General features: G+C 58.9%; 23 protein-coding genes. 8 read left to right on the top strand and 15 right to left on the bottom strand.

The window, feature by feature from the left end; translation table 11 throughout:
• Nucleotides 1-254 precede the first annotated feature (254 nt).
• The 12 genes from ACWGS8_RS32395 to ACWGS8_RS32340 all read right to left on the bottom strand — a co-directional run bounded on the left by ACWGS8_RS32395 (nt 255) and on the right by ACWGS8_RS32340 (nt 13,259).
• Nucleotides 255-2,537 (bottom strand): type IV secretory system conjugative DNA transfer family protein, encoded by a 2,283-nt coding sequence (locus tag ACWGS8_RS32395; protein ID WP_454584751.1) that lies wholly within the window; start codon nt 2,535-2,537, stop codon nt 255-257.
• Nucleotides 2,515-3,561 carry a P-type DNA transfer ATPase VirB11 gene (gene virB11, locus ACWGS8_RS32390; RefSeq protein ID WP_454584750.1) on the bottom strand — a complete coding sequence of 349 codons (1,047 nt, stop codon included), beginning with the start codon at nt 3,559-3,561 and terminating at the stop codon, nt 2,515-2,517. The genes ACWGS8_RS32395 and virB11 overlap by 23 nt, the downstream gene beginning before the upstream one ends.
• Nucleotides 3,527-4,858, bottom strand: a complete 1,332-nt coding sequence (virB10, locus tag ACWGS8_RS32385) for a type IV secretion system protein VirB10 (protein ID WP_454584749.1) — start codon at nt 4,856-4,858, stop codon at nt 3,527-3,529. Before virB10 ends, virB11 begins: the two co-directional genes overlap by 35 nt.
• A 7-nt stretch (nt 4,859-4,865) precedes the next feature.
• Complete coding sequence (virB9, locus tag ACWGS8_RS32380; RefSeq protein ID WP_454584748.1) at nt 4,866-5,702, bottom strand: P-type conjugative transfer protein VirB9; 837 nt, start codon at nt 5,700-5,702, stop codon at nt 4,866-4,868.
• Nucleotides 5,699-6,430, bottom strand: a complete 732-nt coding sequence (locus ACWGS8_RS32375) for a virB8 family protein (RefSeq protein WP_454584747.1) — start codon at nt 6,428-6,430, stop codon at nt 5,699-5,701. Before ACWGS8_RS32375 ends, virB9 begins: the two co-directional genes overlap by 4 nt.
• Before the next feature lie 15 nt (nt 6,431-6,445).
• Nucleotides 6,446-7,513 carry a type IV secretion system protein gene (locus tag ACWGS8_RS32370; protein ID WP_454584746.1) on the bottom strand — a complete coding sequence of 356 codons (1,068 nt, stop codon included), beginning with the start codon at nt 7,511-7,513 and terminating at the stop codon, nt 6,446-6,448.
• Nucleotides 7,514-7,739: 226 nt separating this feature from the next.
• On the bottom strand, nt 7,740-8,453 hold the full coding sequence (locus ACWGS8_RS32365) for a type IV secretion system protein (RefSeq protein WP_454584745.1): 714 nt from the start codon (nt 8,451-8,453) through the stop codon (nt 7,740-7,742).
• Nucleotides 8,454-8,465: 12 nt separating this feature from the next.
• Nucleotides 8,466-9,353, bottom strand: a complete 888-nt coding sequence (locus ACWGS8_RS32360; protein ID WP_454584744.1) for a hypothetical protein — start codon at nt 9,351-9,353, stop codon at nt 8,466-8,468.
• Nucleotides 9,350-11,761: a VirB4 family type IV secretion/conjugal transfer ATPase gene (locus ACWGS8_RS32355; RefSeq protein ID WP_454584743.1), complete on the bottom strand. Its 2,412-nt coding sequence runs from the start codon at nt 11,759-11,761 to the stop codon at nt 9,350-9,352. Before ACWGS8_RS32355 ends, ACWGS8_RS32360 begins: the two co-directional genes overlap by 4 nt.
• A 2-nt stretch (nt 11,762-11,763) precedes the next feature.
• The gene (locus ACWGS8_RS32350; protein WP_454584742.1) at nt 11,764-12,072 is read right to left on the bottom strand and encodes a type IV secretion system protein VirB3; all 309 of its coding nucleotides are present in this window, start codon (nt 12,070-12,072) and stop codon (nt 11,764-11,766) included.
• 5 nt (nt 12,073-12,077) lie between these two features.
• Nucleotides 12,078-12,386 carry a TrbC/VirB2 family protein gene (locus ACWGS8_RS32345; RefSeq protein ID WP_454584741.1) on the bottom strand — a complete coding sequence of 103 codons (309 nt, stop codon included), beginning with the start codon at nt 12,384-12,386 and terminating at the stop codon, nt 12,078-12,080.
• A 12-nt stretch (nt 12,387-12,398) separates the two neighbouring features.
• Nucleotides 12,399-13,259 (bottom strand): lytic transglycosylase domain-containing protein, encoded by an 861-nt coding sequence (locus ACWGS8_RS32340; RefSeq protein ID WP_454584740.1) that lies wholly within the window; start codon nt 13,257-13,259, stop codon nt 12,399-12,401.
• A gap of 628 nt (nt 13,260-13,887) precedes the next feature.
• On the opposite strand from ACWGS8_RS32340, the gene ACWGS8_RS32335 reads away from it, so the two are divergent.
• The 6 genes from ACWGS8_RS32335 (at nt 13,888) to ACWGS8_RS32310 (ending at nt 17,822) form a co-directional block, all read left to right on the top strand.
• On the top strand, nt 13,888-14,487 hold the full coding sequence (locus ACWGS8_RS32335; protein ID WP_454584763.1) for a thermonuclease family protein: 600 nt from the start codon (nt 13,888-13,890) through the stop codon (nt 14,485-14,487).
• 97 nt (nt 14,488-14,584) lie between these two features.
• Entirely contained in the window at nt 14,585-14,824 is a 240-nt protein-coding gene (locus ACWGS8_RS32330) for a thermonuclease family protein (protein WP_454584739.1), read from the top strand.
• Nucleotides 14,825-15,144: 320 nt separating this feature from the next.
• Nucleotides 15,145-15,483: a hypothetical protein gene (locus tag ACWGS8_RS32325; protein WP_454584738.1), complete on the top strand. Its 339-nt coding sequence runs from the start codon at nt 15,145-15,147 to the stop codon at nt 15,481-15,483.
• Nucleotides 15,484-15,763: 280 nt separating this feature from the next.
• On the top strand, nt 15,764-16,354 hold the full coding sequence (locus tag ACWGS8_RS32320; protein ID WP_454584737.1) for a hypothetical protein: 591 nt from the start codon (nt 15,764-15,766) through the stop codon (nt 16,352-16,354).
• A 209-nt stretch (nt 16,355-16,563) separates the two neighbouring features.
• Nucleotides 16,564-17,097: a hypothetical protein gene (locus ACWGS8_RS32315; protein ID WP_454584736.1), complete on the top strand. Its 534-nt coding sequence runs from the start codon at nt 16,564-16,566 to the stop codon at nt 17,095-17,097.
• A gap of 11 nt (nt 17,098-17,108) precedes the next feature.
• Nucleotides 17,109-17,822: a hypothetical protein gene (locus ACWGS8_RS32310; RefSeq protein WP_454584735.1), complete on the top strand. Its 714-nt coding sequence runs from the start codon at nt 17,109-17,111 to the stop codon at nt 17,820-17,822.
• A 40-nt stretch (nt 17,823-17,862) separates the two neighbouring features.
• On the opposite strand, the gene ACWGS8_RS32305 is transcribed toward ACWGS8_RS32310, so the two are convergent.
• Both ACWGS8_RS32305 and ACWGS8_RS32300 read right to left on the bottom strand, forming a co-directional pair.
• Nucleotides 17,863-18,180, bottom strand: a complete 318-nt coding sequence (locus tag ACWGS8_RS32305; RefSeq protein WP_454584734.1) for a hypothetical protein — start codon at nt 18,178-18,180, stop codon at nt 17,863-17,865.
• Between the two features lie 148 nt (nt 18,181-18,328).
• Entirely contained in the window at nt 18,329-18,781 is a 453-nt protein-coding gene (locus ACWGS8_RS32300; protein WP_454584733.1) for a helix-turn-helix domain-containing protein, read from the bottom strand.
• A 666-nt stretch (nt 18,782-19,447) separates the two neighbouring features.
• Here ACWGS8_RS32300 and ACWGS8_RS32295 point away from each other — a divergent pair.
• On the top strand, nt 19,448-19,789 hold the full coding sequence (locus tag ACWGS8_RS32295) for a hypothetical protein (RefSeq protein ID WP_454584732.1): 342 nt from the start codon (nt 19,448-19,450) through the stop codon (nt 19,787-19,789).
• Between the two features lie 774 nt (nt 19,790-20,563).
• Nucleotides 20,564-21,820 (top strand): metallophosphoesterase family protein, encoded by a 1,257-nt coding sequence (locus ACWGS8_RS32290; protein ID WP_454584731.1) that lies wholly within the window; start codon nt 20,564-20,566, stop codon nt 21,818-21,820.
• Nucleotides 21,821-22,709: 889 nt separating this feature from the next.
• On the opposite strand, the gene ACWGS8_RS32285 is transcribed toward ACWGS8_RS32290, so the two are convergent.
• Nucleotides 22,710-23,756, bottom strand: a complete 1,047-nt coding sequence (locus tag ACWGS8_RS32285) for an IS110 family transposase (RefSeq protein WP_454584730.1) — start codon at nt 23,754-23,756, stop codon at nt 22,710-22,712.
• Nucleotides 23,757-24,177: the final 421 nt, after the last annotated feature.

Here is a 24,177-nt window from a genome sequence, read left to right as displayed (position 1 = left end):
TGCACAGTATCGGTTTTGATACATGTTGGGTAGAGTGAAAATCAATCGCATTTTACGACCAGCAATCAGCTCACGTCCCCACCAAGTACCGGGAGGCGCAACGAAACGGTTCGATTCGCCCGCCATCGGATTAGGGACGCTTCGTCTTGTGCTCACACTCGGCATAGGCACCGAAGACATAAATCGCTCATTTGTATTCAACTGAATTCACGTCCTAGCGATCGCCGTGACGTCTAATTTGATCCTGCAGCGCCTCAAGAGCGGCTGACGGTTCCCCCGTCGACATCTCCGCTATCCACTGACGGTGACAGGGAACGAGCGCCGGCCTCCACTTCCTGATCGAGCGATGCGAGCAGCGCGGCGATCGACGTGGACTTGTTCCCCGGCCGGACTTGGAATTGCAAGACACTCGCCTTGCCTTCAGACGCACTCGGGTCGGACGCCTTTGATGCTGCCGGCGCCGATCGCCGGTCAAGGGTGGGAAGCGGCCGCGGCGCATCATCAGCCGTCTGATCGGCCCGCTTCGGCTTCAACTCCGGAACTTCAGCGGCGACCTCGCTCTTTGCTTCAGCCTCACCGCCCGTTGAAAGGCCTGAGCTTGGCAGCACCTGTGGTGCGTCCGCGCTGTCGCTCTCTACTTTCGGCTTTAACGCGACGGGATCAGCCCTTTCAGCCGCAGTCGCACGCGGCACCGCATCGGCATAGACTGTATCGCCCGAAACCGGCGCTTCGACGGTATCGGGTTCCCCCAACTCGAAAGGTGCCGCCGGCGCGTTGTTAGCCGCCGCTTCGACCTCCGCCATGGAGCGCAGCGGAAGATCGTGCCATCGTGAGAGAGGCGGAACCTTCAAGCGCCGGTGCCGAAATTCCTGGTAGGTCGCCTTATAGGGAGCGTCCTTATAATAGGTGATCTTGCGCACCATGAAACCAGGGGGGCTCGAGCCCAGAACCACGGCCTGCTTCGCCGGCATTTGCCGAAGCTCCGCCGCCGTCCGGAACGGCCTTTCCTGATAACTTAAACTCTTGTCTCGGGCCCCAAATATACCTTGACCAGCCCTGATGATCGGTGTGGGCACCTCGATCGTGGTCGGTCCCAGCATTACAGAGACATGTTCCGAGGTCTCCACGTCGTTCATGCGGATGAAAAGCTTCACCTGACACGCGGTCACCGTGGTCTGCCGCGTCGCTTTTCCATAGACTTCGTCAAGCTGGGCAAGATCCTGCAGGATCAGGACCATGCGAAAGCCATAGCCCGCGTTGATCGCCAGCTTGGAAACGATAGACTCCATTTTGCCGAGCTGGCGAAACTCGTCGATCATCACCAGGACCTGATATGGCTCGTCTGGGCCTGGCGAGGAAGCCATCAGCACATCATGGATTTGCTGAACCAGGAGTTTGATGATGGGCCGGAACACGTCGAGCTGCGCCACCGAGCAGCCGATGAACAGAGCCGTCGGGTCCTTCCGAAACTTCGAGATATCGAAATCGGTCGACGCCGTAGCGGCTGCAACGAGATCATTGGTCCAGGGGTTGAGAGCCGCCGTCAGGTTGAAGTAGGCCGAGTTTCGCGTTTCCTTTTCCAGCGCAATGAACTGGTTGAGCCCATGCACGACCCACGAAGGCAGATATTTTTCCTCATCATTGCGGATATTCGTCAGCACCCTGAGAAAATCCACGCCGGTCGAAAGAAGCATCGCGACGGCGCGCAAATGACGCTGCCCCTCATAGCGTGGTGACGTCAGCACATAGCCGATCATGGCTGTGAGGAGCTGCCGGCCGGCGCGCGCCCAGATCTCGGAACTTCCTGTCGCCTCGGGGATGATGAAGGAGGAGACCACGGCGCAGTCCGTCGGCATGCGCGCGTCGCGCCGGATGAAATCCAGCGGATTATAGCGATGCGAATCCTGCTCGCCCGGCGAAAAGAAAAAAACCTTGTCGCCGAGAGCCTGCCGGTGCGCACCGAACGCCTCGAAGTTCTCCCGCTTCGGATCGAACCACACCGAGGATCCTCGCCACATATAACCGTTCGGAATGACAAAGCTGACGCCCTTGCCGGATCGGGTCGGCCCGACCACCAAGACGTGCGCTGGCTCGTCCGAGCGGATCGTCGCCCCGCCCATCTTGCCGAGGATCAAGCCTTGCTTTGCCAGCAGGTTTTTCCTTTCGGCGTCCATGATTGTGCCGAACCGCGCATCGCCGTAGTGCTTTGGCTTGCGGTTGATCAGGCTTGCAAAGATCAGGCCGACGCCGATCGCCACGACAACCGCGATCGCGATCGCGCCCCGGATGATCGTCTCGCTCTGCGTGGGATGATAGGCCAGGCGCTGACTGAAATGCTGCCATGCAACGAACAGGCCGCTTAGGCTGCGTTGCGCGTTCTGGTACTTTAGAAGCCCCCAGCGCGAGGCGCCTTCAGAGGGGAGGGCGGGATTCCATCGCCATGTCGCCACCAGCTCGTAGGCTATGCTCCAAAGGGCAAGGAAGGCGGCGAGGCCGATGAGGCCGAGGAGAAGCCTATAAGCGAATACGCGAGACATTCTGGCGAACCTTTCTGGCGGCTCTCCATTCAGTCATGCGGTTGAACCAGATCGCCGAAGTGCCGCGCCAGCCGCCCCGGCGCGTTTGTTGGATCACAATCGGCAGGACAGACCGCACGTAGTCAATGATTTCTGTCTTGCTCAGGCCGAGGCCAGCTTGCATGACCATGAGCGCAAGCTGTTCGAATGCACCGGTCGGGCTGTCCGCATGAACCGTCGTGATCGACCCGGGGTGACCCGTGTTGACGGCGCGCAAGAACGAATAGGCTTCCGCCCCCCGGATCTCGCCGAGGAAGATTCTATCTGGCCGCAAGCGCATGGCCGCTTGCAGAAGCGTTTCGACAGTCACACGCGCCAGGCCCTGATCGCCCTTTGACGCGACCAAGGGCAGATAGTTGGGCTGGTGTGGTTTGACCTCTCGCGTATCCTCAATGGTGAGGATCCGCTCATCCGAGGGCACCTCATGCAAGATCGCGTTCAGAAATGTCGTTTTGCCCGACGACGTTCCTCCTGAAAGCAAGATCGAATAACGCTCCCGAACGGCCAAACGGATGAAATCCTCGATCTTGCCAGCGTCGAGATATTCACAAAGGGCATTGTCAGTCCCGCTCAATTCGCCGGGATCCTGGACGGAGATCGTATCGAACGACCCCCGCTGCCGATAATCCTCAAGGCGCATATCCTTCACGACCTGCTTGCGGATTGCGAAGGCGCCTCCTGTTGGTGACGCCGGTGGAAGCACGCCCTGAAAGCGTTCGCCGCCCGGCAGAGCGGCCGAAAGCAATGGATTTTCCTCGCTGACGGACTGCGAGGATGACGCCGCGACGCGCTCCATGAGGTAGGTGATCGCAGCGCGGTCGAGTTCGGGAACGTCGAAGGATTCCATATGTGTGGACCCGACGATCTCGACCCAAACGCGTCCAGGCCCGTTCGCGCAGATTTCCACCACGCTGTCGTCATCGAGCCAGCGCCGAACAGGCTCCAGAGCCCTATTTAGAAATACGGTTCTTTGGAGCCCGCTCACGTCTTATCTCCCTCAACGCCTCGCGCACCGGGTCCAGATAGAATTCCGAAAAATCGAGGTCGCGCCGGACGAACACAATGATCCGCGACCCCTGATCAACGTGGATCGTGGGCGGGATATTGATCGAATTACGAAGCGCCTCTTCGGCAATGCGGTTGAGGCTTTGTGAAACCTGTTGAGCACCGATCTGGCGCGCGCTCTGCATGTATTGGTTGGGTTGCGTCTGGATTGTCACCGTTTGACCAGTCGTCGGATCGGTGTAGGTCTGATTGGCGTTCGATGCGTTTTGGTCCGTGCCGAGGTTGGCGATGAACTGCGTCGCGCCCCCCACGACGCTCAGAAGGATCGCGGAACCGAACCGCTCGAAATAATGGTTGTCGACCTCGCCCGGCATACCGCTCCGGCCGAGGTCGTCGGTGCCAGTCGAACCGAGCTGGACCGACACGCCATCCGAGCGCAGCAGCCGGGTCCACACGATGAAAACACGAGTTTGACCGGTCGCGAGGCCACTGCGATATTCACCGATAAGGCGGGAGCCACCGGGGATCAAAACCCTGCGGCCGTCGAACGACCACACATCCTCCGACACCACGGCTCTGACCATGCCGGCAAGATCGCTCTGAATCGCCGTCTCGAGCACGCCCTTGATCATCGTACCTTGGGCGACCAGCGCGTCCGTCCGCGGGTTCATCGTGGCCTTCGATGTATCCGCTCCGCTCTGGCTCGCCCTGGCCAAAAAACGCCGATTGGGATCCTCCTCGCCCTCACCGGCGGTTGCGGCCGCTGCTGCATCCGCCCCATTGCCGCCCAGTGTCGATGCACTGCCGGGCGCATCACCGGTATCGACGACGAGCTGCTTGGCACGCAAGCGCTCCCATTTCTGCCGTTCCTCCTCCTCACGGCGCCGCCGCTCTTCCTCGGCCAGACGCCGGGCCTCGGAATCGTCCTGGACCTGTGGCGCTGCTGTCGGGGGTTGCAAAGCGGGCGGCGGGGGAGGGGGCGCCTCAATTGTCGATGGCGGTTGCGGCGCTGCCGGCGGTTCCTCGGGAGCCGTCGGGATTTTCAGGGTCCCGTTATCAAGCTGGGGACGCGGCGTATCGAGCCCCGGCGCTGGAAACTGCGTCGTATGAAACTCCTCGCCATCCGGCGCGGTCAGCAGCGGCTTGTCGGGCGCGCGCGTCGCCGCATAAATCATCCACCCCGCGAAGGCCGCGGCACCCAAGGGCACGGCGATCTTGAAGAATGTGCTCGCGCCGAATTTTGGCGCGGCAACCGCCGTGCCCTCCTCAGCGAGCATTCTGTACTCATTGGGAGATGGCATTGGGTCCCCTCACTTTCCGAACCGTCTCACCACCGACACGCTGCGGCTCGTAAGGTTCGAGCCCCGTCGATTCGTTCACGTTGTTCAGTCTCAGATTAAATACGCAGGTTGCTTCGTTGCCGTTGCGCAGGGTCCATTGGTAGTTGACCTTGTCGACCACGATGTACGCGCCCTCGCGGCGATAATTCACAAGGGTCTCATTGCGCTCGCTATCAACGACGTAGATCGCCGGCACTTCCCGCGCCGGATCGAAGCGGAGCCAGGTCTTCACGCCATCGTCGTAGATCACGACCGGCTTATTTACCGACGAGCCCTTATAGCCATAGGACGAATTGGCATTTTCCGCCTTGAAGCCCTGCCGGTTCGGCTGCGCAGCCCGGGCCCGGGCTTCGTCCATCAAAGCCGCGTCCGACGCCTCCTCCGGATAGCGAAACTTGATCGCATAGACCTGTTGCGCAACCGGCCGAAACTCGCCCGTCAGAAAGAACACATAGCTGCGCTTATTCGTCAGGACGTTGAGATTACCGCCTGCGTTCTTCTCGATTGGCTTCACGAAGAGCACGTTGCCCTTCTTGTTGGGCTCGATGCTCCAGGCCGGCACGTCGCCGGCGCCGAGGGTCTCGATCTTCTCGTCATCGCCGAATTCGATCATGGTCGAGGCGCCGTAGCTTGCCGGCACCGACACCACATCGTCCTTTTGATACCAGACGAAGCGGATGCGACTATCACGAGATCCCGCCCGAGGGGTTTGTTCCGCAAAGCCCGGCTGAACCGCGAAAACGGCGAGCCCGATTGCTGTCAGGATGCTGGCGACCTTCAATTCGGGCTCTCCGCGGTGGGTGCCGGCGCGGTCTCTTGATCGCGCCGATATTCGAGCACCTGGAAGCCGAGCGGATTCTGAAAACGGATCTCGTTCTTGGCTGGCACGCCGGTGTAGCGGAAGCGGATCAACGACACCCAATGCCGCTGTATCGTGTTCGCCTGGCTCTTTTCCTCCGTCATGAACCGGACCAGCGCGGTCCTCTGGTTAGGAAATGTTACCGACTTGACCGTCACCGCCACGACGGTGTTTCGCCCGTAGAGCACAACGGGATTCGTCACCTTGTTGGCCGGACTGAAAAGCTCGACGAGTTCGCGCGAGGCGTCCGCGGTGCTGAGCAATTGCGCGAGATCGAAATTGTCCTTCAGGGCTTTGGGATCGTAGGTCTCGCGCGCCTTCACATAGCGGACGATATCGAACATCCCCATCGACTCGTCCTGCTGCAAAGGACCGTCGGCCAACGGGCGCTTCACCTCGACAAACCCGGTGGATTTGTCGACCACCACCATGTAGGGCTCATAGGTCTTGAGCGGCAGCGCCAGGATCAGCGCCCCCATGGCTGCAACGGCAATGACCGAGGCGACGGTCGCCACGCACCACGCCAGAGATTGCGACCAGCGATTACGCCGCGCAATATCCTTTTCCCATATTGCCGCGTCCGCGTAGTACGGCAATGGAGACTCGTTTCCCTTCGCCGGTCCTCCAGCGTTTTGCTTCACATCGCTCATTGGTACCCCAAAACACTATGCGGAATCCGTCAGCTTTCGGGAAAGCCGCGCATACTCCGCTGAACTCTCATATCTTCTCTGGGCAAAGCTAACCCGCGCCCGCTCACGACCCGCCAAGCGTTCCTGGCGGGTGCTCATACCCATGCGCCTCATGGCCGCGTTCGAACCGGCCTTCATTGCTCCGAAAGCGCCGCCATAGAACCGTCCAAAGGAAGGCGTTCCGATGCCAATTCCGCCGGCGAGCGAGGCGGCAACGTTCGTGATTTGCGACAGCAGCAGCACGCCAACAAGGCAGATCAGGATGAGCGGCGCGGCTTCGGTCAATGTCGTTGTCGCAGCACCGTTCGAGCGGTTGACCGCGTCGAAATAGGTCTGCGTGATCGAAATGAAGAATGCGCAGAAGGCATAGACCAGAATCTGCACACACATGTACTGCACGATCGCCGTCATCCAGCCAGCGAAGAACCTGGTCGTATAGCCGAACAGCATGAGAATGATGAACACTGGCGCGAGCGCCAGCAAAAGCCACAGGAAGATTTTCGAGAGAATGATGAGAAAGATCGCATAACCGATGAGCAGCGCGCCGACGATAAGGATGAGCGCTCCCAGCACATATCCGCCGAAGTTCAATACCCCCAGGTTCTTGATAAAGGCAGAGGTGGAGTTGGCGAGCGAATCCCAGATGTTTTGGAGGGCCGTTTGCACGGAATTGACGGAGTTCAACCCGGCCGATGTCCCCGTCACATTGGCCGACACGCTCGTGAGCAGGCTGTTCCCGATCGCGGAAGGTGTCTCATTCGCGAACGTGTAGGCATATTTTTGAAAGTCCGCCCAGCTGGTTGCCAGGGCGTAGATGACGAAGGCGCGGAATAAGCGCCAAACCATCTCTTTTCCCGATCCTGTCGAGGTTCCCTGCCAGATGCTGACAGCCCAGAATATCACGTAAAGCGTCAGCATCAGGCCGGCGACGCCAACCGTTCCCCCGCCGGTCAAGGCCGACGCGAGGTTCTGGTAGGCTTGCGATACGTAGTTGTTGCCGAACTGGTCGACCTGTTGCAGGAGCGTCGTGATATTGAAGTTCATTTTTTCGCCATCCCACCTGGAAACAGAGATGGATCGCTATTGAGTGCCCGCATCGCACCGCACTCAAATGGGCTCGCCGCTTCTGTTTTTGGTTCGAGCGCCGCAAACGCCATTGGCTGCATCGGTCCCTCGTCACGTGAGCACGGAGCCTTGAGCGGCTTGTGGCTGCATCCCGAGGTCGCAGCGGCGCCCAAGACGGCGGCTGTTAAAAGGAAAAAGCGCACTGTCATTGGCTCGACTTGTAATCGAGCGCCCGCGTGGCCTGAGTAATCAGGTTCATCCGATCGATGTTTTCCTGATTGGCAGCGGCCGTAGCGGTGTTCACCGAGCCGATCAGCTCGTTCACAGTGAGGCCGGTTTGCACCATGATCTGGCTGTTCTGATCGATCGAGCCCTTAATGTCTTGCGCAGTGCCGATCTTCTGAGCACCCGACTGAAAGGCGCTGGAGCGGGTCTTGACCCCGTTTTGCGAGGAGTCAACCAGCCCTGTGACGGTGGCAGCAACATTGACCAGGGAGCTGTAGTTCTTATCCATCTGCGTCGTCTGACCGTTGATCAGACCCGAGATGGTTTTGACAAGCTGCAGGCCGTTGATGAGGTTCGAAACGATCCCTTGCGTTCCATTGCCGAGGCCGCCAAACGACAACGAACCGCCCGAGATCACGTTGCCGAGGGACGGCGCGCCACCCATGGAAAAGCCACCATTGCCCAAGGCCATCTGCGCGAGCTGGCCCGCCTGGCTCGACCGGTCGCCCGTGACGGCCTGCAGCGTCTTTTGCGTATAGTTCATGATGTTGCGGTCGGTGCTCAGAATCTGGCTCGTCGCCGATGCAATCTGCCGAGCCTGTTCCAGATTGGCCGCGTCGATCGTGGGCACCTGGGCCAAGGCGACGCTGGCAAAGCCAAACAACGTTGCCGCTGACAACGTAAGTCTACGCATGGCCTGTCTCTCCTATTGAGCCTGATACTGATTGACCGCGGACATCAAATCGTCCGTGGTCAGGTTGACAGGGGCGCTGTTCGCCTCCTTTTGAATTTGCGCAAGCATGGGCGACACGTTCTCAACCGTGTCGGTCGTGCGCGGTGCGGTGCATCCGCTGTCCGTTGACGAGCAGCACGAGGTGCCGGCCGTGCCGGCGCCACTCGTGCCGTTCGGGCAGTTTGTGGAGCTGCCCGAGCCCGTCCCAGGGGAAGGGGGCGGCGGTGTTGGCACCACCAACCCGGAAGTTCCACGGCTCGTCATCGTGGCCGTGCCGATGTTTCGAACATTGAAAGCTTGGGCGAAGAACCCGGTAGACTGGATCACCTCATTGAAGGTCAACCCACCTTGCGCGCGGATACCGCTGTTGCGGTCGAAGGCTTCCATGACCGTTTTGTCGGTTCCGATATCCTGGCCCATGGTCTCGAAGACCTGCTTGTTGGGCGCGACGGTCGACATGCTGCCGTTCATGCCGCCAACGACAGTGCCAGTGATATCCAGCATGCTCCTGTCGCCGGCATTGCCAGCGACAGCGCCCGATCCCGATCCGATCGAGGCGAACGCGGAGGAGGCCTTAATATCGGGATTGGCCTGTTCGAGGGACGCGCGCCCACTCGACGGATCGACTGAACCCGTCGGGCTCTTAACGTTGTCCGCCTTCTTCGGCGTCGTTACAGCGCAATTGACGCCCTGCGTTGAGGATTTCGTGCCGTCCTGAATCAACTGGATCTGAACCTTGTCGGTCTTGTCTTCGCTTCGCTTCGACAAGATCGAGCTGTCCGATACCGGCACCGCCGCCACGGCCGCCGATCCCGCAAAAATCGTTGCGAGGGCGACCGTCGCGCCGATGATGGTCTTCATTGCTGGTCCCTCCCAAGAAAGATTGGCAACCAAACCTCCGGATCGTCGCCGACGCGCGCACGCAGCGCGTCCAGCTCCTGAACCGTCTCAATTCGACCGGAAAGGATCTTGATCGCGTCAGGCATCGCGCCCAGGTTCAGGCGCGCGATGACGCTGTCGTGATCATGCCTGATCAGGAATTTGCGAGCTTCCGGAGGGGTTTCGCGGATCCATTTAATCTCGCGCTCCGACAGCCCGAACGCTCTGTGCGATTCCTCGTCGGCCTTCGGATTGGGGAAAAAGATGTTGGTCGGCGTCTGTTCGATCAGCGTATTGGCGATCGACGACTTCACAATATCGGCCGCGGACTGCGTGCCGAAGCCGATGATGCCATTCAGCTTACGAATGGTTTTCAGCTTGTCCTTGATAAAGTAGCTGAAAATATCATTGTCGAGGAGCTTCCAGCCCTCATCGAGGAAGATCATCACCGGTTGCCCGTCGAGCAGTTCCTCGATGCGATGGAAAATATAGAGCAAGGCCGCCGTGCTGGTCGTTGTGTCGCTCAGAACGCTCGTCATGTCGAACCCGAAAATGGACGACATCGAAAACGTGTCTTCGGCGTTGTTGAACAACCAACCTCGCTGGTCCGGCCTCATCCATGGCTGAAGGCGCGAATAGAGATCGTCATCGCCGGCGCGCATCGCACCGCGCAGCAGCTCGGCGAATTCCTCCATCGTCCGACCCTCCGGCGACGCGCTCGCCACCTGGGCGATCGCGTTCCGAATGACTTGCTCCTCGCGCGTCGAGTGCCCATGCCCGTCGACACGACGCAGCATGAAGCTGAAAAGCTGGAAGAGAAATTCCCGGTTGTGCGCGGTGTCGGGCAGGCGCAACGGATTGAAGCCGGAAAGCTCCCCGGCCTTCAGGACCTCATAGCGCCCTCCCAGAGACCGCACGAAGATATCCAGGCCCCGATCCTTGTCGATCATCACCAGCTTGGGGCGGGGCGCAAGGCGCTGCGCTTGTGCCGCCAGAAAGCCGAGCAACACCGTCTTGCCCGAGCCCGAGGGGCCGTTCAGGGTGAAGTTGCCGAGGTCTCGAACATGGAAGTTGAAGAAATAAGCCGTTTGCGACGTCGTCTCGAGGACGCTTATCGGGCTTCCCCAATGAACGCCGCCAGTCCGCCCGCTCGGATAATTATGGAAGGCCGAGAAGCCCGCCATGTTCTTCGAGGAAATCATGGACTTGCGCGCCACATAGGCGAAATTGCCCGGCAGGGTGGCCCAGAACGCGGGTTCACAATTCAGGTCCTCGCGAACCCAAAGGGCGGACACCTCCGTCAGCGCCGTGCCGACATCGGTCACGCAGCGGGCGACGTCGTCCATGGTTTTCCCAAGGCAAAGCACCATCAGATGATGCATGCCGTAGAGGGCTTCTGAGGACAGAAGCTCATCGCGGGCTTCACCGAGCTGATCAGCCACGATCGAGCCGGCTTCATCCGACATGTCGATCTTGCGTCCGACCCGCTCCATCTGGGTCAGTGCCTGTGGCTTGTCGATGATCGCGAAGGATTGTGTCACGATGAATTCGTGCGGCACCTTCAGCATCGGGTTGAGCATCCCCGGCCCCGTGATGGAGGGGTACTCGCTCACGGAAATGATGGCGCCGTATCGAGTTTCGCTGGGGTGAGCGCCCCGGATCTCCAATGCGTTCGGACCAAAGAACAGCCGCTTCGTCGCCAATGCCTCAGCGAGCTTCATGCGCGGCAATGCCATCGGCCGCGGAAACCCGCCATTCACAAGCTGCACCAGGAATTCCAAAGGCTCGGAATGCCAAACGTCATCGCGCTTGACGACCGAAAGGACCCGAGCGCCATAAGCCTGCAGGCTCTCACGGACGGCTTTCATCACGTCGGTGAGTTCGATCAATGCCCGCTCCTCTGTCGAGGAGCGACCATCCGCTGCCCTGCGTCCGAAAAGCTTGCGGATCACCAGATCCGCCGTCCCGACTGTGCCCTGAAGCTCGCGCCGCACGATCGTCAGGTAAATGTCGTTCACAAACATGCGCTGGGTACGCAGGGCCGCCGTATAGCGCTGATCCAGATCTTGGCAGAACTTATTATCAAAGCTCGACTCGATTGCCGGCTTCACCTCGCGGCGCACAATGTGGGAGTAGATCGCGTATCTGGAATTCGCCAGACCCCGAATGAGATCGTTGCGGCCGAGCAGGCGCGAATTGATCTCCGCGATATCGATCGTCTCGAAGCACAGGCCGCTCATGTGGACGAAGGACATCAGCATGCCGTCCTGCGTCTTGATCACCTCGTCCGACACATGCCGGGAATAAGGTATGTGGGCGGAAACGGGGTTTTCCCGACGAGACACAGCCCCGAAGCTCAGTTCATCACGAAGCGCCCGCGTGATTGCCATGGTCACACCCGATAACTGCGCGCGCCCCAGAAGCTAGCGCTCCGGGGTGGCGTCTTTCGTGAACGGATGAACATGATCTCGATGAACATCGGATCGCGCATGATCGCGATCCTGGCGACCGCATAGAGCGGCACGCAGATAGCGAGCATGAACAGATTATGGGTTGCGAGGAACATGACGGCTGTCAGCACGCCGATGAACCCTGCCAGCTCGTAGGGTATGCCGAGCACCGTCGGCGCTCGGGTCAAACCCTTGACGAGCGGAGTAATCAACAATCTGGGCTCGCCAGGATCGATCCGACCGTCTGCCATACCGATCACCCACCGACTGCGGATTGAAAGAATTCGACGATCTGGGCCGATCCGAAGACCAACACGACGCCCAAAATCCAGCTTCCGGCCACAAACCATGACAGGCGTGCCGCCCATGCCATGAAGCCCATGAAAATGCAGAACAGAACCGCCAAGGCCGTGGCGATCGGCCCGGTCAAGGTCTGCACCAACGTCTGCAACGTGTTTTGCACCGGCTGGAGACTTCCGCCCGCGGCCATCGCCTGCGTCGCCAGCAGCATGAGCGGCATCGCCGCACCAGTACTGCGCGCACCAATCGTCTTCAACAAGCTCATCAAGGGTTCTCCTCAGTCAAGGTTTTGCACCATCCCTCCCTGCCAGACCGGCGCTGTCGCTTCGCGACGTTTCGCGGTGCTGCCATTGCGGGTGTTAGTACCGGATATCGGATCATTTTGCTGATCCACTGCACCGATTGCAGTCTGTTGAACACTGGCCAGGTCAAGGCTCGCTGCCCCAGCAGGCATCACCGCCTCAGATCCGACCGATGGCCATTGATAGAAATCATTGATGACTTTCGCGACGTAGCCGACCGTCTCGGAGAAGGGCGGTACGCCCTTGTATTTGAGAACCGCCACCTCGCCTGCGTTGTACGCCGCGAGCATGTACATCGGGTTCGGATATTTGCGATGCAGATCCCGGAGAAAGGCGATCCCGCCTTTCACATTGTCCGCGGGATCGCAGATATCGACGGCGTAGCTTGCTGCCGTGGACGGCAAAAGCTGCATCAGCCCATAGGCCCCCTTGGGCGATAACGCACCAGAATTAAAGCGGCTTTCGGCACGGGCAACCGCGAGAACGAGAAGTGGCGCAAAGCCTTGCTGGCGCGCGACCGTTTCGACGATTCGCTGCCCTTCTTCCCTAGAGAGGGCTGAGATGCCGGGGCAGGGGCTCTCGGCCTTTGTCGTCGTCACGGTCGTGGCCGAGCTACCCGCGACCCCTGGGGCGCCGATCCGCTGCACGTCTTGGCTCTCAACCTGATAGACCGGAATCACCCGACCATTCGCGTCGACGGCAGCATTGACGATGTGCCTGGCGGGTGCCGTAACGCCAGCCTGGAATTTCTGCGAAGCTTCCTGGGCAAACGCACTTTGGCTCACCACCAAGGTTGCACCCGCTGCCAGAATGGCTTTCTGGAATAATGAGATCATCAAAATAATCCTGTGCCGTTGCCGAGTCAGCGATATCGAATTAATACAATGACGCGATGAACTGCAATCGCGAAATTGAGGTGCGCACAATGAAAATGAGCAAAGTTCCCCCCGTTGTGGCGATTTTGCCGATCTTGGCGGCTCTGTCATCGGCGCCGGCCTCTGCCGATGATCTTGGCTGCAAGGTCTTGCTGTGCATCCTCAACCCGCAGGGTTGGGCGAGCGTCGGGGAATGTGTGCCCCCGGTCGAACGCGCGTTCCGTTTAGTCGCGCATGGAGAGCCCTGGCCTCAGTGCCCCGAAGCCGGCAGTTCCGGTCGTATCGGCTATGAGAGATTCAAACCCTGCCCTGACGGCACGATCGCCGTCACGCCCGAAACAGAGTGGAGTGGAGGCGACAACAGCTCCCATTCAAGTACTGTCTATCGGCCAGAGAGCAACGGCGCTTTCTGCGCCCCCCACAATGCGACCAGCGGCTCATGGGGCACGAACCCAAGAGGCTCGGGGTCTGCCACCATCTCAGCGACAGGCATAAAGCCACGCGAGCAGCGCACCGATCCCAACTATGTGGATCTCACGTCCTCGGACGGCACGCAGCGCTTCTGGTTCAATCTGAGCAGGTATCGATGATGAACCGTGGCCTTGTCGCCGCTGGCTTTCTCGCAGCCATCCTGGCCAGTCTTCCGGCACGGGCCGAGGACAAACCCAATCCCTGGTTTCCGGTCCCCGCCACTGCGTCTTTCAGTACCGGCGACACTTGGACCTACGCCGGCGAGACCCATCGTCTCTACGGCGTTCAAGCGTGTCTACGAGGCACGTATTTCACAAATGGGGCAGGGGGGCGTGTCGATTGCGGAGAGGCCAGCCTTGCCATGCTAGTCTCTCTTATCCGAGATCTCAAACCTCAGTGCTACACAGCAGCCTGGCAGGCCGCGACCAAGACACGCTTCGTTGTTTGTGTCGCACAGCCTACTGAAGGATCAGCGGCCGGTTCTCGCATCGATCTCGGCACGGCACTGATTTCGACTGGCTGGGCCTTTGCAGCCGTCACTCCGAACGGCGCTCCGGTTCATGCTCCCTATATCGTCGCGCAGGAGGTCGCGAAAAAACAGCGCCTTGGCCTGTGGCAGTTCGCCGACGTTCCCGATCCCAATGCCATCATCCTTCGGAATATGCGCAACGCCTCTAACGCGGCCGGTGATCCGTCGCATCCGCCTGCAAATCAATAATGGGATCCTGACGAGCTGCATCATACGCGACATCCTGCAGAGGCCATCGTCGGATCACGAATGCGACGGCCAGCGCGAATCTGGAGAGGAGTTAGTCATGGGAACCATCAATCGACTTATGTTCCGTGGAAATGTCGGCCAGGAACCGGGCCAGGTCGGTCGGACCGTAAGGGTCAGTGGCAAAATGGCCGACGTCGCGGGCGAGATGCTGAAAGCCGGCATAGCCGTCACCCTTCCTGACGATACCGATCGTCGCATTCCGACCTACGCCCAACTCGAGCGCGAGGCTCGCAAATCCTATCGCGGTATTTGGGCCAGAACCTTCCAGATGCCTTGACTCTACCGGAATCCTCACCTCCACGTCCATGACCCCCGGAGCACGACATGCGTTCCTTTCGCCATATCCTTCCAGTCGTCGCATCCGTGGCCTTGCTCGCCGGCTGCGCCGGGCGCCCGCCGGATGCTTCACAACCCGCCCAGCCCAGCCCCGTTCCAGTCACAGAGTCCTATTGGAAGCCGGGTTGGGCCAGCCGCGGCCGACAGGAATATGCCCCCGACTGGGGTCGGTTCCCACCGATCATGACCCAGCGAACCGGCTACCCAACCGTTTCCCAGGCGAACACCGCATTGCGGCGCTCGCGTTGGAACTCCGCGCCTGTGCGGACGCTTGTCACAAAGGAAGGCGTCAAGGCGATCTCCGTCCCTGCAGAAGCCCCGGACACGATCGCTGCAGGCGTCCGCCTCTTCGCTTGCCGGCCCGGAGCGCTCAACGGCTATACCGGCCGTGTGCAATCTTACAACGGCCCTGTCGTCGTCTGCGCTTCCGACCTCCTGTCGGCCGATGGCCGGGTGCTCGCTCGGGTACCCCTCAATTTCTACTACTGGCAGAGGGCTTGGCGCGTCCAAGACCCGAGGCCGTCGTACAAGCCCGTGCCGTGGGCCTATTGGGAACCCTCGCCCCCTAAGAGCAAGGGTTGGTTCGGCGACCGCTATTAACGGCTGCCCTCGCATCGCTGTAGGTCGGCAGGCTTTTTTGAAAGGAATACGCTTTGTCTGAACCTCAATCGACCATTGCTGGAACAGATAACCCGACGCTAGCGGCGGCTGTCCCGTCTTCTCTGAAGACCGCTCCGACATGCGGCAGCACCATCAGCCGATCGTCAGCCCGCGCAATTCATACAGCCCTGATGGCGAACTCGTTGTTCCGCCAGAATTTCAGGGCTCGACAGTCACTAGCACATTGATTTAATCATAGGGCATAAAAGCGAGACAAGGAATGCACGAACGCCTGACACTTCTCGCAGTTGCCGCTGCCCTTACGATGACGCCCCACGCTTCGGCTCAGTCGCTCACGCCTGACCCCAACGCCTGGCGCGCTGTCGCCTACGCCGATCTCCAGCTCCCGAACTCGGAAGCTGTGCCCTACGCCTCGCTATGGTCCGATCGGCTGAGAAAGAACAACGACGCCTATGCGGCCAAAGGCGACACGCGCTTTGCGGTCGCCAACGCGCCGGCTTCCGAAAGCCACATCGTCGTACGCAGTCCGACGAAAACCGTCGTCCTCTCGGTCCTGCACACGCTCGCCGACTGCTCGCCGATCCGCACGGATCCCGTCGGAAATGCCACGCTGAAACGATGCCCCATGCGCTTGGCGGTCTATCAGAATGGCCGATCCATGGTCGCTGACGCTGGAATCGGCTGTTTCATTGAATATGGCCCGCTACCGAACAATGCCCGGCCTGACCTCGCTCGCAATGGTGCTATGGGCGCGTATGATGTTCAGGCCAAAACCATCCGCGCCGGCATCATATTCCAAGGCGAAATCGCTCAGGAATGCCAATTCCGGGTCGCTGTCCCGCAACCCTAGAGGAAGGCGCCCGTGGCCGTTGTGTTTCCGGCAGCCTCTATATTCTGAAGGAGTGCAATCATGATCGAGATGGAGAAGCTAACCCTATTCCGTACACCAGCCTGCCCCCGGGCACAGCGGATCAAGGCCTCCCTGACGGCGCGCGATGCACGGCCTTGACCGCGGCTCCTGGCGGCGGCCGCGGCGATGTGAAGCTCAGGAGGCTCACCATGTCCACGCTTGCCGCTCTCGCGATAATCCCGATGTCTGCCATTTCTGCACACGCATGGGAGCCTCTAAGCTACAAGTCGCTTACATCCGCTGATGCGCAACCGGCCATACAGACTGCATGGTCCGACATCATCGCCTCGAATATCGCCTATTGGCGAGACGAGTTGCACAAGACCATTCCCGCCGGACAGATTCCGCCGCTCGACATCCTGTCGAAACCCATCAAGGTCGGATCGCATACCTTTATCGTTTCGATCGCCTCGACCCGCAAATGCGAGGCCGGCGCAAACAACGCCGGTTCTTCCATAGAGCCCGCCGTCTGCGAGGCGCGCGTCATCGATCCAGACAACGGTAAAGTCGTCGCACGCGCAGAAGCTTGCTACGTCGATCTGTCCGATGACGATCGGCCTCAGGCCAATCGCAGCGATCGAACTGAGATCGACGTGAATGCGAACTCCCAAGAGATCCGTTTTCGTTCCTTCGCCGGTGGCAAGGAATGGTCCCGGTGCACAACCAGCATCAGATTGCCATGAGGCGCATTCCTATGTCTCTTGTCTTTGCCAAACTCACCCGCACCCTTGCGGCTGGCCTCTTGGTCTGCAGTTCGACGGCGGTCGCATACGCCGGCGACAAACAGCAATATTGCGAGGCCACCAATTATTCCGCACAGGACATCACGGATGCGGTCAAAAACTCGTCCTTGCGTGAGGAGCTCAAAGCCACATCGTGCAGTCTCGGCGGTCTCGGCCGCTTTGAGTCTGGCGGTAACAAAGGTGTCTACAACGGCTCTTGCTGCACTGGCATTTTCCAGTTGAACAACACCAACATCAAGAATTATGCGGGCATGTCGCGTTCCGAGTTTGGCTGCCAATCGCTTCAGTTTCAGGCCGATACCTGGGCCAAACTCACCAACGACGGCTATGAATCTACGCCCGTCAAGCAGCTCATGCAGATGGGGACCTTCGACGGCCAGAAGGTCGATGCCTCTCTCATCGCTGCCTGTATTCAATTGGGGACTGGCAATTGCCAGCAGATGGTCAGTTCTGGCCGATGCAGCGGGTTTTCCGACATCAACGGAACGACGATATGCGACATGGCGAAGAACGCCCGCTCCATGGCCGATGCCAGTTGCCAGGAAGGTAACACCGCCGCGTGCCTAGGGCCGGGGGGTTTCCATACGAGTGACGATACAAAGCTCGCCTCCGCCGCTCCCGGCCCTGTCGGCAGTGATATCAACGTTGCCTCTGGTCAGGTCTGACCACAATTTCCATTGAAGTCCACGCCGTCGGCCTGCCCCTTCAATGGGGAGGATTCCGCGAGATCCGCTTGAGATGGCCTGCCAACTCGTCACGTTCGTGGGCTGGCCATTGCTCCATTCCAGCGTTGTTAATGTCCGCGGCGACCAAGGACCAAAATACCAGATCCGCATTCCGTCGCTCGAACAAAGAGGCAACGAGAAACTGCCCGATCACTAAAGTGATCATATCCGGCTGCGCTTTCTCCAGCAGAAATTCCGAAACTTTTTCCACCCCTGGTTTTGGATCGCTTCTGACGAACTCGGCCGTCGCCCTGTAGAGCGCGCCATCCCCCAAACCTTGCCAGATATCCGCCAGCATCCATAGTCCTCCAGCAAATTGGTGCTACCGGTGGACATTGGTTGATTTTCGACGCGCTGTCAAAGAATCGTAGAGTAAAATCTTTCTGTAATTGGAGGCGACTGAAGCACAGGATTCCAACAAGAAAGCTTCTACTTCCTCGTGTGATCTAGCGGTTTATTCTGCGCCCCCTTTTGACAGGCGACACCTGCTTCTTCTCGGAAGGCGATCCAGAAATATTAGCGTTTTCTTTTAAAGAAGGTACGCCACTGAACTCAGTCATGGAACGTTTGACTGCCCGCGTGGCCTCGATGTGTTGGGCAATCTCGTCAAAGCTGAAGCCGAACGTCTCGATATCACGCTTTACGCTATCGTCGTCACCCGTTCGACCGATAAGCGCCCATATTGGCACCTTCAGATGCCGTGCTAGCCTTTCGAGCGTAACAAAAGTAGGATTCCCCTTGCCTGTCCGCAACTGGTAGAGTGTGCCTCTCGAAAGACCGGTGGCGTCCGCGAAGCTCGCATAATCGGGGTACTCATTCTCGATTTGGCGTAGCCGCAGCGCCAGCAGAATCGACAGCCAGCCGTCGCTGTCTTCGTTCTTGTTCTTGAAAATCGGCATAGGTTCCCTTCCTGCCATTCTGGTGGGGCTATGACCCCAATTTTCAGTCAAAAGTCTAGTCGGCTAACCTAAATGTCGGAGCCAACCTCAGCGGTTCGTTCCACAAGCACAATAGCATTTTCTATGTCCCCTATGCCGGACCAAAATTGAACAATTTAATAAATGAATGATTCACTTTTGCACCATTTTAATCGTCCGAACGTCTCAATTTTTAGCGCCTCTCATCCAGATGGCCAACCCGGCTTTCTGCCCTTGCGGCATGCAGTTCCGCAACCTTCTGCATGCCATTTCGGAGGCTTCAAACTCGGTCGGAAGTGAAGCCTCGAAGCCACAGCGCGGGGGTGTTTGATTGACCTCTCGCAGCATAACATGCGGGGTAAGCAGTTCACATCCCCATCACGTCCGGCGCTGTCCCGATCACGCTCAAAAACCAGAGGTTTGATCTCTTGGAGCCTGTGAAAGCCCGACCTCCATATACCCGTCGCATCTGCCCGTGATCTGAACAGTACGACGCCCTTCAAGCCGATGTGGGCAAAAGCGGCGCTATCCCGGCCACCAGAAGGCGCCTAATCCATGTCAGCACCGTTCTACCACATCAAACATTATAATGACTTGCGATCGCGGATATTATAATGATCAACCTCAGGACGGGAGGTACCCTGTGTCATGCTTATGAAGTTAGCGCTTACAATCTTCACCGGCGGCGTGCTGGCCTACCTCACCCTGCCTGATCGGGACGCTGGGCTTCGGGTGCTCGGTTTCTCCACGATTTTCTTGATCCTGGCGTTCGCCCTTATCTGCGTCATTGAATTTCTAATACATCGAACCAGGCGCTATCGCCTTCGCACACCGCTACAGCCATCGCGCCTTGACGACGATCTTCCCATGCCGGGCACTGCAAGGCCCCGTCGCTCGGATTGGTCGACGTCCGGCGTCGATTCCAAAGATCCGAACCAGGTCTGGCAGTATCGCCTCAACGATCTGCGCAGCGGCCGCTTCGAACTCTGACACTTCCCGACCGCGCCAAGAGATGGTCGATCAGGCGCAAACACGGCTCCTCCTGTTCCATCAGGGTTGCGATCTCCTGATACGGCAGCCCCTGATTCCACGCTTTTCGCGCACGTCAGCGTCTTGATTCCGAAAGGGCTCCTTGCCGAAACGCCCAGTGGCGCGTTACGCGCTGCAAAATTCCCCTCTCCGGCCGTGGTGCCCCTCCGCCTTCGGCTCCGTTGATCATTTAGCTTCTTCCGGCTTGTGACGTCTCCCATCTCGAGCGGGAATGGACGCGCCGCCAGCTCAGGAGAGACCATGTTTGATAAGGCCAGCTCCGAGATCGTCGGCCGCGTCGGCGAGATCAAGACCTTCGACAAAGGTGGTGCGCGTGTCGATCGCCTCCAACGCCCCCTACAGGGATAACGGCGCGCCAGAAGGTGTACCAGGTGGTTCATCGTGTGTGGCAACTGGGAGCTAGCCCAATCGCGAATCGCTCCCAACTGCGCCTACCGGCGCGGCCACCTCAGAGAAGCGGGACGGGCTGGCACTGACGCCTTCGGAAAGAAGCACGGGGGCGCCTCAACGCAGATATGCACAAGATGTCCGGATAGCTCGCCGGAGTTGATGCAATTACGCCCTTAGGGCGCAGACAAGCCCGAGGCCCCGGGAGGTCTGCCGCAAGAGCACTTCGTATTTGTTGGCCAATTTTGTGTACAAGTAATTAGCCAAATAAGTCACATAACAGTGACATTTGTCTTTTAGAATATCCGCAGTATTCATCGAGGCGCCATGGACGCGCTGCTTTACTGTATATGCCTCTACCTTCTGTCGAAGCAAAATATCAGAGGATTTGACATGCCGCGGCAAACCAAACCAGCATACCAGACATGGATCACCAAACTGCAGCCTGGCGAAACGCGTCCTCGCCCCAACCCCAAGCATTCCCAAGCCCATCCCGGCGTCAGCCCCCTGCATCCGGTCAGCCATCGCAACACCAGCTTTCAGCCACTGCCGCGGCCACTGGGGTTGGCACCCTATCACTACGACCTTGCTGCCAATTTTCCAGCCATCTCGGAAGACATCAGCCAGCAGCACAAAATGATTTTTCACGTCGTTGGCGATACTGGAGGTGTTCAGGACGGGGAATTTCAGAACAACGTCGCCGAACAAATGATCGAGCACTTGGCCAGTGGAAAAGGTGGCAAGCCGCAGTTTTGCTATCATGTCGGCGATGTCGTCTATTTCACCGGCCTGAGAGATGATTATTACGCTCAATTCTATGAGCCATACGCTCACTATGATGTGCCAATCCTTTCCATTCCTGGAAATCACGATGGCGAGGTCGACGACCCTACTGCCCAGACATCTCTCGACGGCTGGGTGGATTACTTCATGCAGGCACACCCTGACGTCGATCCGATCTCGAAAGACTCACCCCGGGTTCAGCTCAATCTGCCCAACGTCTACTGGACTCTGATCACACCACTGGCAACAATCATCGGGATGTACACCAATGTGCCGGAGGGCGGGTCGATCGATTCCACACAGCAACAATGGCTTACCAATGAATTCGCGACGGCCCCTACGGATCGCGCACTCATTTTGGCCCTGCACCACCCGATCTACTCATTTGACGTCTACCACAGTGGCAGCTCCAAAATGGCAGATGCGCTGGAGAACGCCATCCGCGATACCGGCCGCGTGCCCAATCTCGTCCTGTCCGGTCATGTGCACGACTACCAGCGCATCGAACAAGCCATTTCGCCTGACGGGCCGACGCCGTTCATCGTCGCTGGCAACGGTGGCTACCATAATCTCCATGCGGTCCATTCCAGCCCGGGTGATATAGCTCCAGACTCTGGCGCTGTCTTGAAATACGCAGCCGACAAATCCTGGGGCTTCATGACATTGACGATTGACCAGAACACCATTTCTGGCGTTACCACCCAGATCAACCGGCAAGGTGTAGCGAGCCAGGGCGACACTTTCAGCTACTCCGCGCATCCCGTCGTCTTGGCGCACCCGAAATCTGTGCCCACGCTCTGACAAAGGGCCGACACCGCGCTGGATGAGCTTGTGAACGGCTGACGTCGTCCAAACCTTCATTGGATATGTTGAGGCGCCCGCCCCGTTCATGAGGTATTCGGCTCGGAAAAGGCCCTGACCCGGCAATGCCAAACTCGAATTGACAAACGCCCGCAATCAAAGCGTCGGTTCACATCGTGACCAGACACAAAATATTATACGCAGGATTCGAACCGCTAACCTCAAGGTCCATAACCCTCCGCTCCGGCCAATTGAACTACGGCCTCAAAGAGAGAATTCCAGCAGGGTAAACGAGTTGAACTTAATCCGGAGTCGAGGTGTCCACTGAGTATGTAAATTGGGCTTTTCGCAGGTCTCCAGACCCCTCTCACCATACCGCGATCCGGCCTGACTAGTCATCTCAGACTTCCGTTCCAGAATAGCACCCACGTCTCACCGCGCGCCACCCCAGTAGCCAATATGGGACGTGGGACGACCGCCCGCTTGACATTTGTGAGTACGCTGAATACGGAGCCGTTCGCCGGGGGCTGTCTGTCCCGCATCCCGCCTGATGGCGGCGCTTCTCTAATCGGCGAGGCGAGGTCAAGCTCTTTGGCAATGTCTCCTCTTGGCGCGTTCCAGCCAAAATCGCTGCTATGCAGAAGCAGGCTTGCCCTGTCTTCGTCCGGACACTGCAGCGTTCAACGTCTTTCCGCGGCCCGCGCTTCTCTCCGGGATCGGCACTCGGCCCTCCCACGATGGGGTTCAGTAGATGATATGGTCCAATCTATGCTGCATCCTGATGACGAACATCGGTATAAACGCCGCCACGAACTCACATCACCATCGTCCGCGAAGGACGTCTTCCGCCGCTACGCGGAACCTTGAATTCGAATGTCTAGGCCGAAGACTATGCCGCCGTGTTTGCTATAGTCTCCTCCTTCGTCCAGCGAAACTCCGAGCCATCCACCCACATGCGATGCATGACAACCGCGAGCCGGCGAGCCAATGCCACTTTGGCTTTCTTACTGCCATGCCGTTTCGCGATGTTCATAGCCCAAGCCTTCAACCAGAACCATTTCACCACCCGAGTCATCATTGATTGGGCAGCCTCGTAGAGCAGCTTTCGCATCATTGCATCTCCGCGAAGAGAAACGTGGCCAACCCGGCTCACTTCGCCTGATTGATTGAGTACGGGAGTCAGCCCAAGCACAGCTCCCACCGCTCGCGAATGTCGGAACCTGCCCGGAATATCGACCGTGGAGACATAAGCGAGCGCGACGATCGGTCCGACGCCAGGGATCGTCATCAGTCGCCTGCACACGTCGTCATGCTTCGCCACACAGCGAACTCTCTTTTCCAGCCTGGCCAGCCCTTCTCGCAACTTGCGGCGTCCAGCGAGCAATGGCTCCATGATTTCTGCTAGCTCAGCGTCGTGTTGGACGACTTCGAGAATTCTCTTCTCGAATGTTCCGCCTGAGGTCTGACCGACCTTCAGGCCGAAGTTGCGCAGAAGCCCGCGCATTTCATTCTCCAGATCAATCGCTTTTTCTTGCAACAGCGAGCGGGCAATTAACAAAGCACGGCGCTTCTGACTCGTGAGCGTCTTCACATGCACATCCTTGAACAGGCCGACCCGCATCATATGGGCAATGCCGCGCGCGTCGTTCCGGTCGCTTTTGTTCTGCTGCAGGGCGTCCAGGAATGCCTTGGTGTGGCGCGTCTCGATGCAGAAGACAGGGAAGCCAGCTTTTGCCAGCCCTTCGAACAGCCATTGCGATAATGGTCCAGCTTCAAGGCCCACTCTATCCAGGCTGAAGGCCGGATCGCCCAGGATGGCGATTAGGTCATCGGGGTGGGAGACGACCTTCCATTCCCGGCATAGCTTCCCGCTTTCATCAACGACACAGACGCTCGTTTCTTTGACCGAGACATCGAGGCCGGCATAATGTTTCATGACTGCGCTCCTCTGCGTGATGGTTGGGTCGGGGGTTCCGACAGACTGCGTTTTATCATCAGCGGTGGCGCAACACCTTCTTTCCGGACGGACAAGATGGGGCACGAAGCCGATTAGCCCATCTATGCTGATGCTCCTACGGCCGCCCTGTTAAACCGGTCTCAGGGCCACGAACTTTCTCCAGCACCGAACTGACTTGGCCCGCTGGCGGGCATTTCGGTGCTTCCGCCTTGTACGTTCTTTGTTACGGCCGCTCTCGCGGCACGGCTGCGCCGAAACGGATGTGCATGGTGGCACCTTTCTCGTGTCACGGGAGAGAGGCGCGGCCCTCTCTCCCTGCAAGCCGCCGCGGGCGGTTTCCCCCATCTTCCTTCGCTTCGCTCGGTGCAGACCGGGGAGACCCCTCCGCCCCCGGGGCTTG

It is taken from the genome of Mesorhizobium sp. 43Arga (genome assembly GCF_053714255.1).
The sequence above is the reverse complement of the archived record's forward strand: the minus strand, read 5'-3'. Positions and strand labels throughout refer to the sequence as shown.

Coding starts and splice junctions, on each gene's coding strand:
- ACWGS8_RS32395 (WP_454584751.1), bottom strand. CDS start 2,537: ATGTCTCGCGTATTCGCTTATAGGCTTCTCCTCGGCCTCATCGGCCTC.
- virB10 (WP_454584749.1), bottom strand. CDS start 4,858: ATGCTCGCTGAGGAGGGCACGGCGGTTGCCGCGCCAAAATTCGGCGCG.
- ACWGS8_RS32375 (WP_454584747.1), bottom strand. CDS start 6,430: ATGAGCGATGTGAAGCAAAACGCTGGAGGACCGGCGAAGGGAAACGAG.
- ACWGS8_RS32370 (WP_454584746.1), bottom strand. CDS start 7,513: ATGAACTTCAATATCACGACGCTCCTGCAACAGGTCGACCAGTTCGGC.
- ACWGS8_RS32365 (WP_454584745.1), bottom strand. CDS start 8,453: ATGCGTAGACTTACGTTGTCAGCGGCAACGTTGTTTGGCTTTGCCAGC.
- ACWGS8_RS32360 (WP_454584744.1), bottom strand. CDS start 9,353: ATGAAGACCATCATCGGCGCGACGGTCGCCCTCGCAACGATTTTTGCG.
- ACWGS8_RS32355 (WP_454584743.1), bottom strand. CDS start 11,761: ATGGCAATCACGCGGGCGCTTCGTGATGAACTGAGCTTCGGGGCTGTG.
- ACWGS8_RS32350 (WP_454584742.1), bottom strand. CDS start 12,072: ATGGCAGACGGTCGGATCGATCCTGGCGAGCCCAGATTGTTGATTACT.
- ACWGS8_RS32345 (WP_454584741.1), bottom strand. CDS start 12,386: ATGAGCTTGTTGAAGACGATTGGTGCGCGCAGTACTGGTGCGGCGATG.
- ACWGS8_RS32340 (WP_454584740.1), bottom strand. CDS start 13,259: ATGATCTCATTATTCCAGAAAGCCATTCTGGCAGCGGGTGCAACCTTG.
- ACWGS8_RS32335 (WP_454584763.1), top strand. CDS start 13,888: ATGAACCGTGGCCTTGTCGCCGCTGGCTTTCTCGCAGCCATCCTGGCC.
- ACWGS8_RS32330 (WP_454584739.1), top strand. CDS start 14,585: ATGGGAACCATCAATCGACTTATGTTCCGTGGAAATGTCGGCCAGGAA.
- ACWGS8_RS32320 (WP_454584737.1), top strand. CDS start 15,764: ATGCACGAACGCCTGACACTTCTCGCAGTTGCCGCTGCCCTTACGATG.
- ACWGS8_RS32315 (WP_454584736.1), top strand. CDS start 16,564: ATGTCCACGCTTGCCGCTCTCGCGATAATCCCGATGTCTGCCATTTCT.
- ACWGS8_RS32310 (WP_454584735.1), top strand. CDS start 17,109: ATGTCTCTTGTCTTTGCCAAACTCACCCGCACCCTTGCGGCTGGCCTC.
- ACWGS8_RS32305 (WP_454584734.1), bottom strand. CDS start 18,180: ATGCTGGCGGATATCTGGCAAGGTTTGGGGGATGGCGCGCTCTACAGG.
- ACWGS8_RS32300 (WP_454584733.1), bottom strand. CDS start 18,781: ATGCCGATTTTCAAGAACAAGAACGAAGACAGCGACGGCTGGCTGTCG.
- ACWGS8_RS32295 (WP_454584732.1), top strand. CDS start 19,448: ATGCTTATGAAGTTAGCGCTTACAATCTTCACCGGCGGCGTGCTGGCC.
- ACWGS8_RS32290 (WP_454584731.1), top strand. CDS start 20,564: ATGGACGCGCTGCTTTACTGTATATGCCTCTACCTTCTGTCGAAGCAA.
- ACWGS8_RS32285 (WP_454584730.1), bottom strand. CDS start 23,756: ATGAAACATTATGCCGGCCTCGATGTCTCGGTCAAAGAAACGAGCGTC.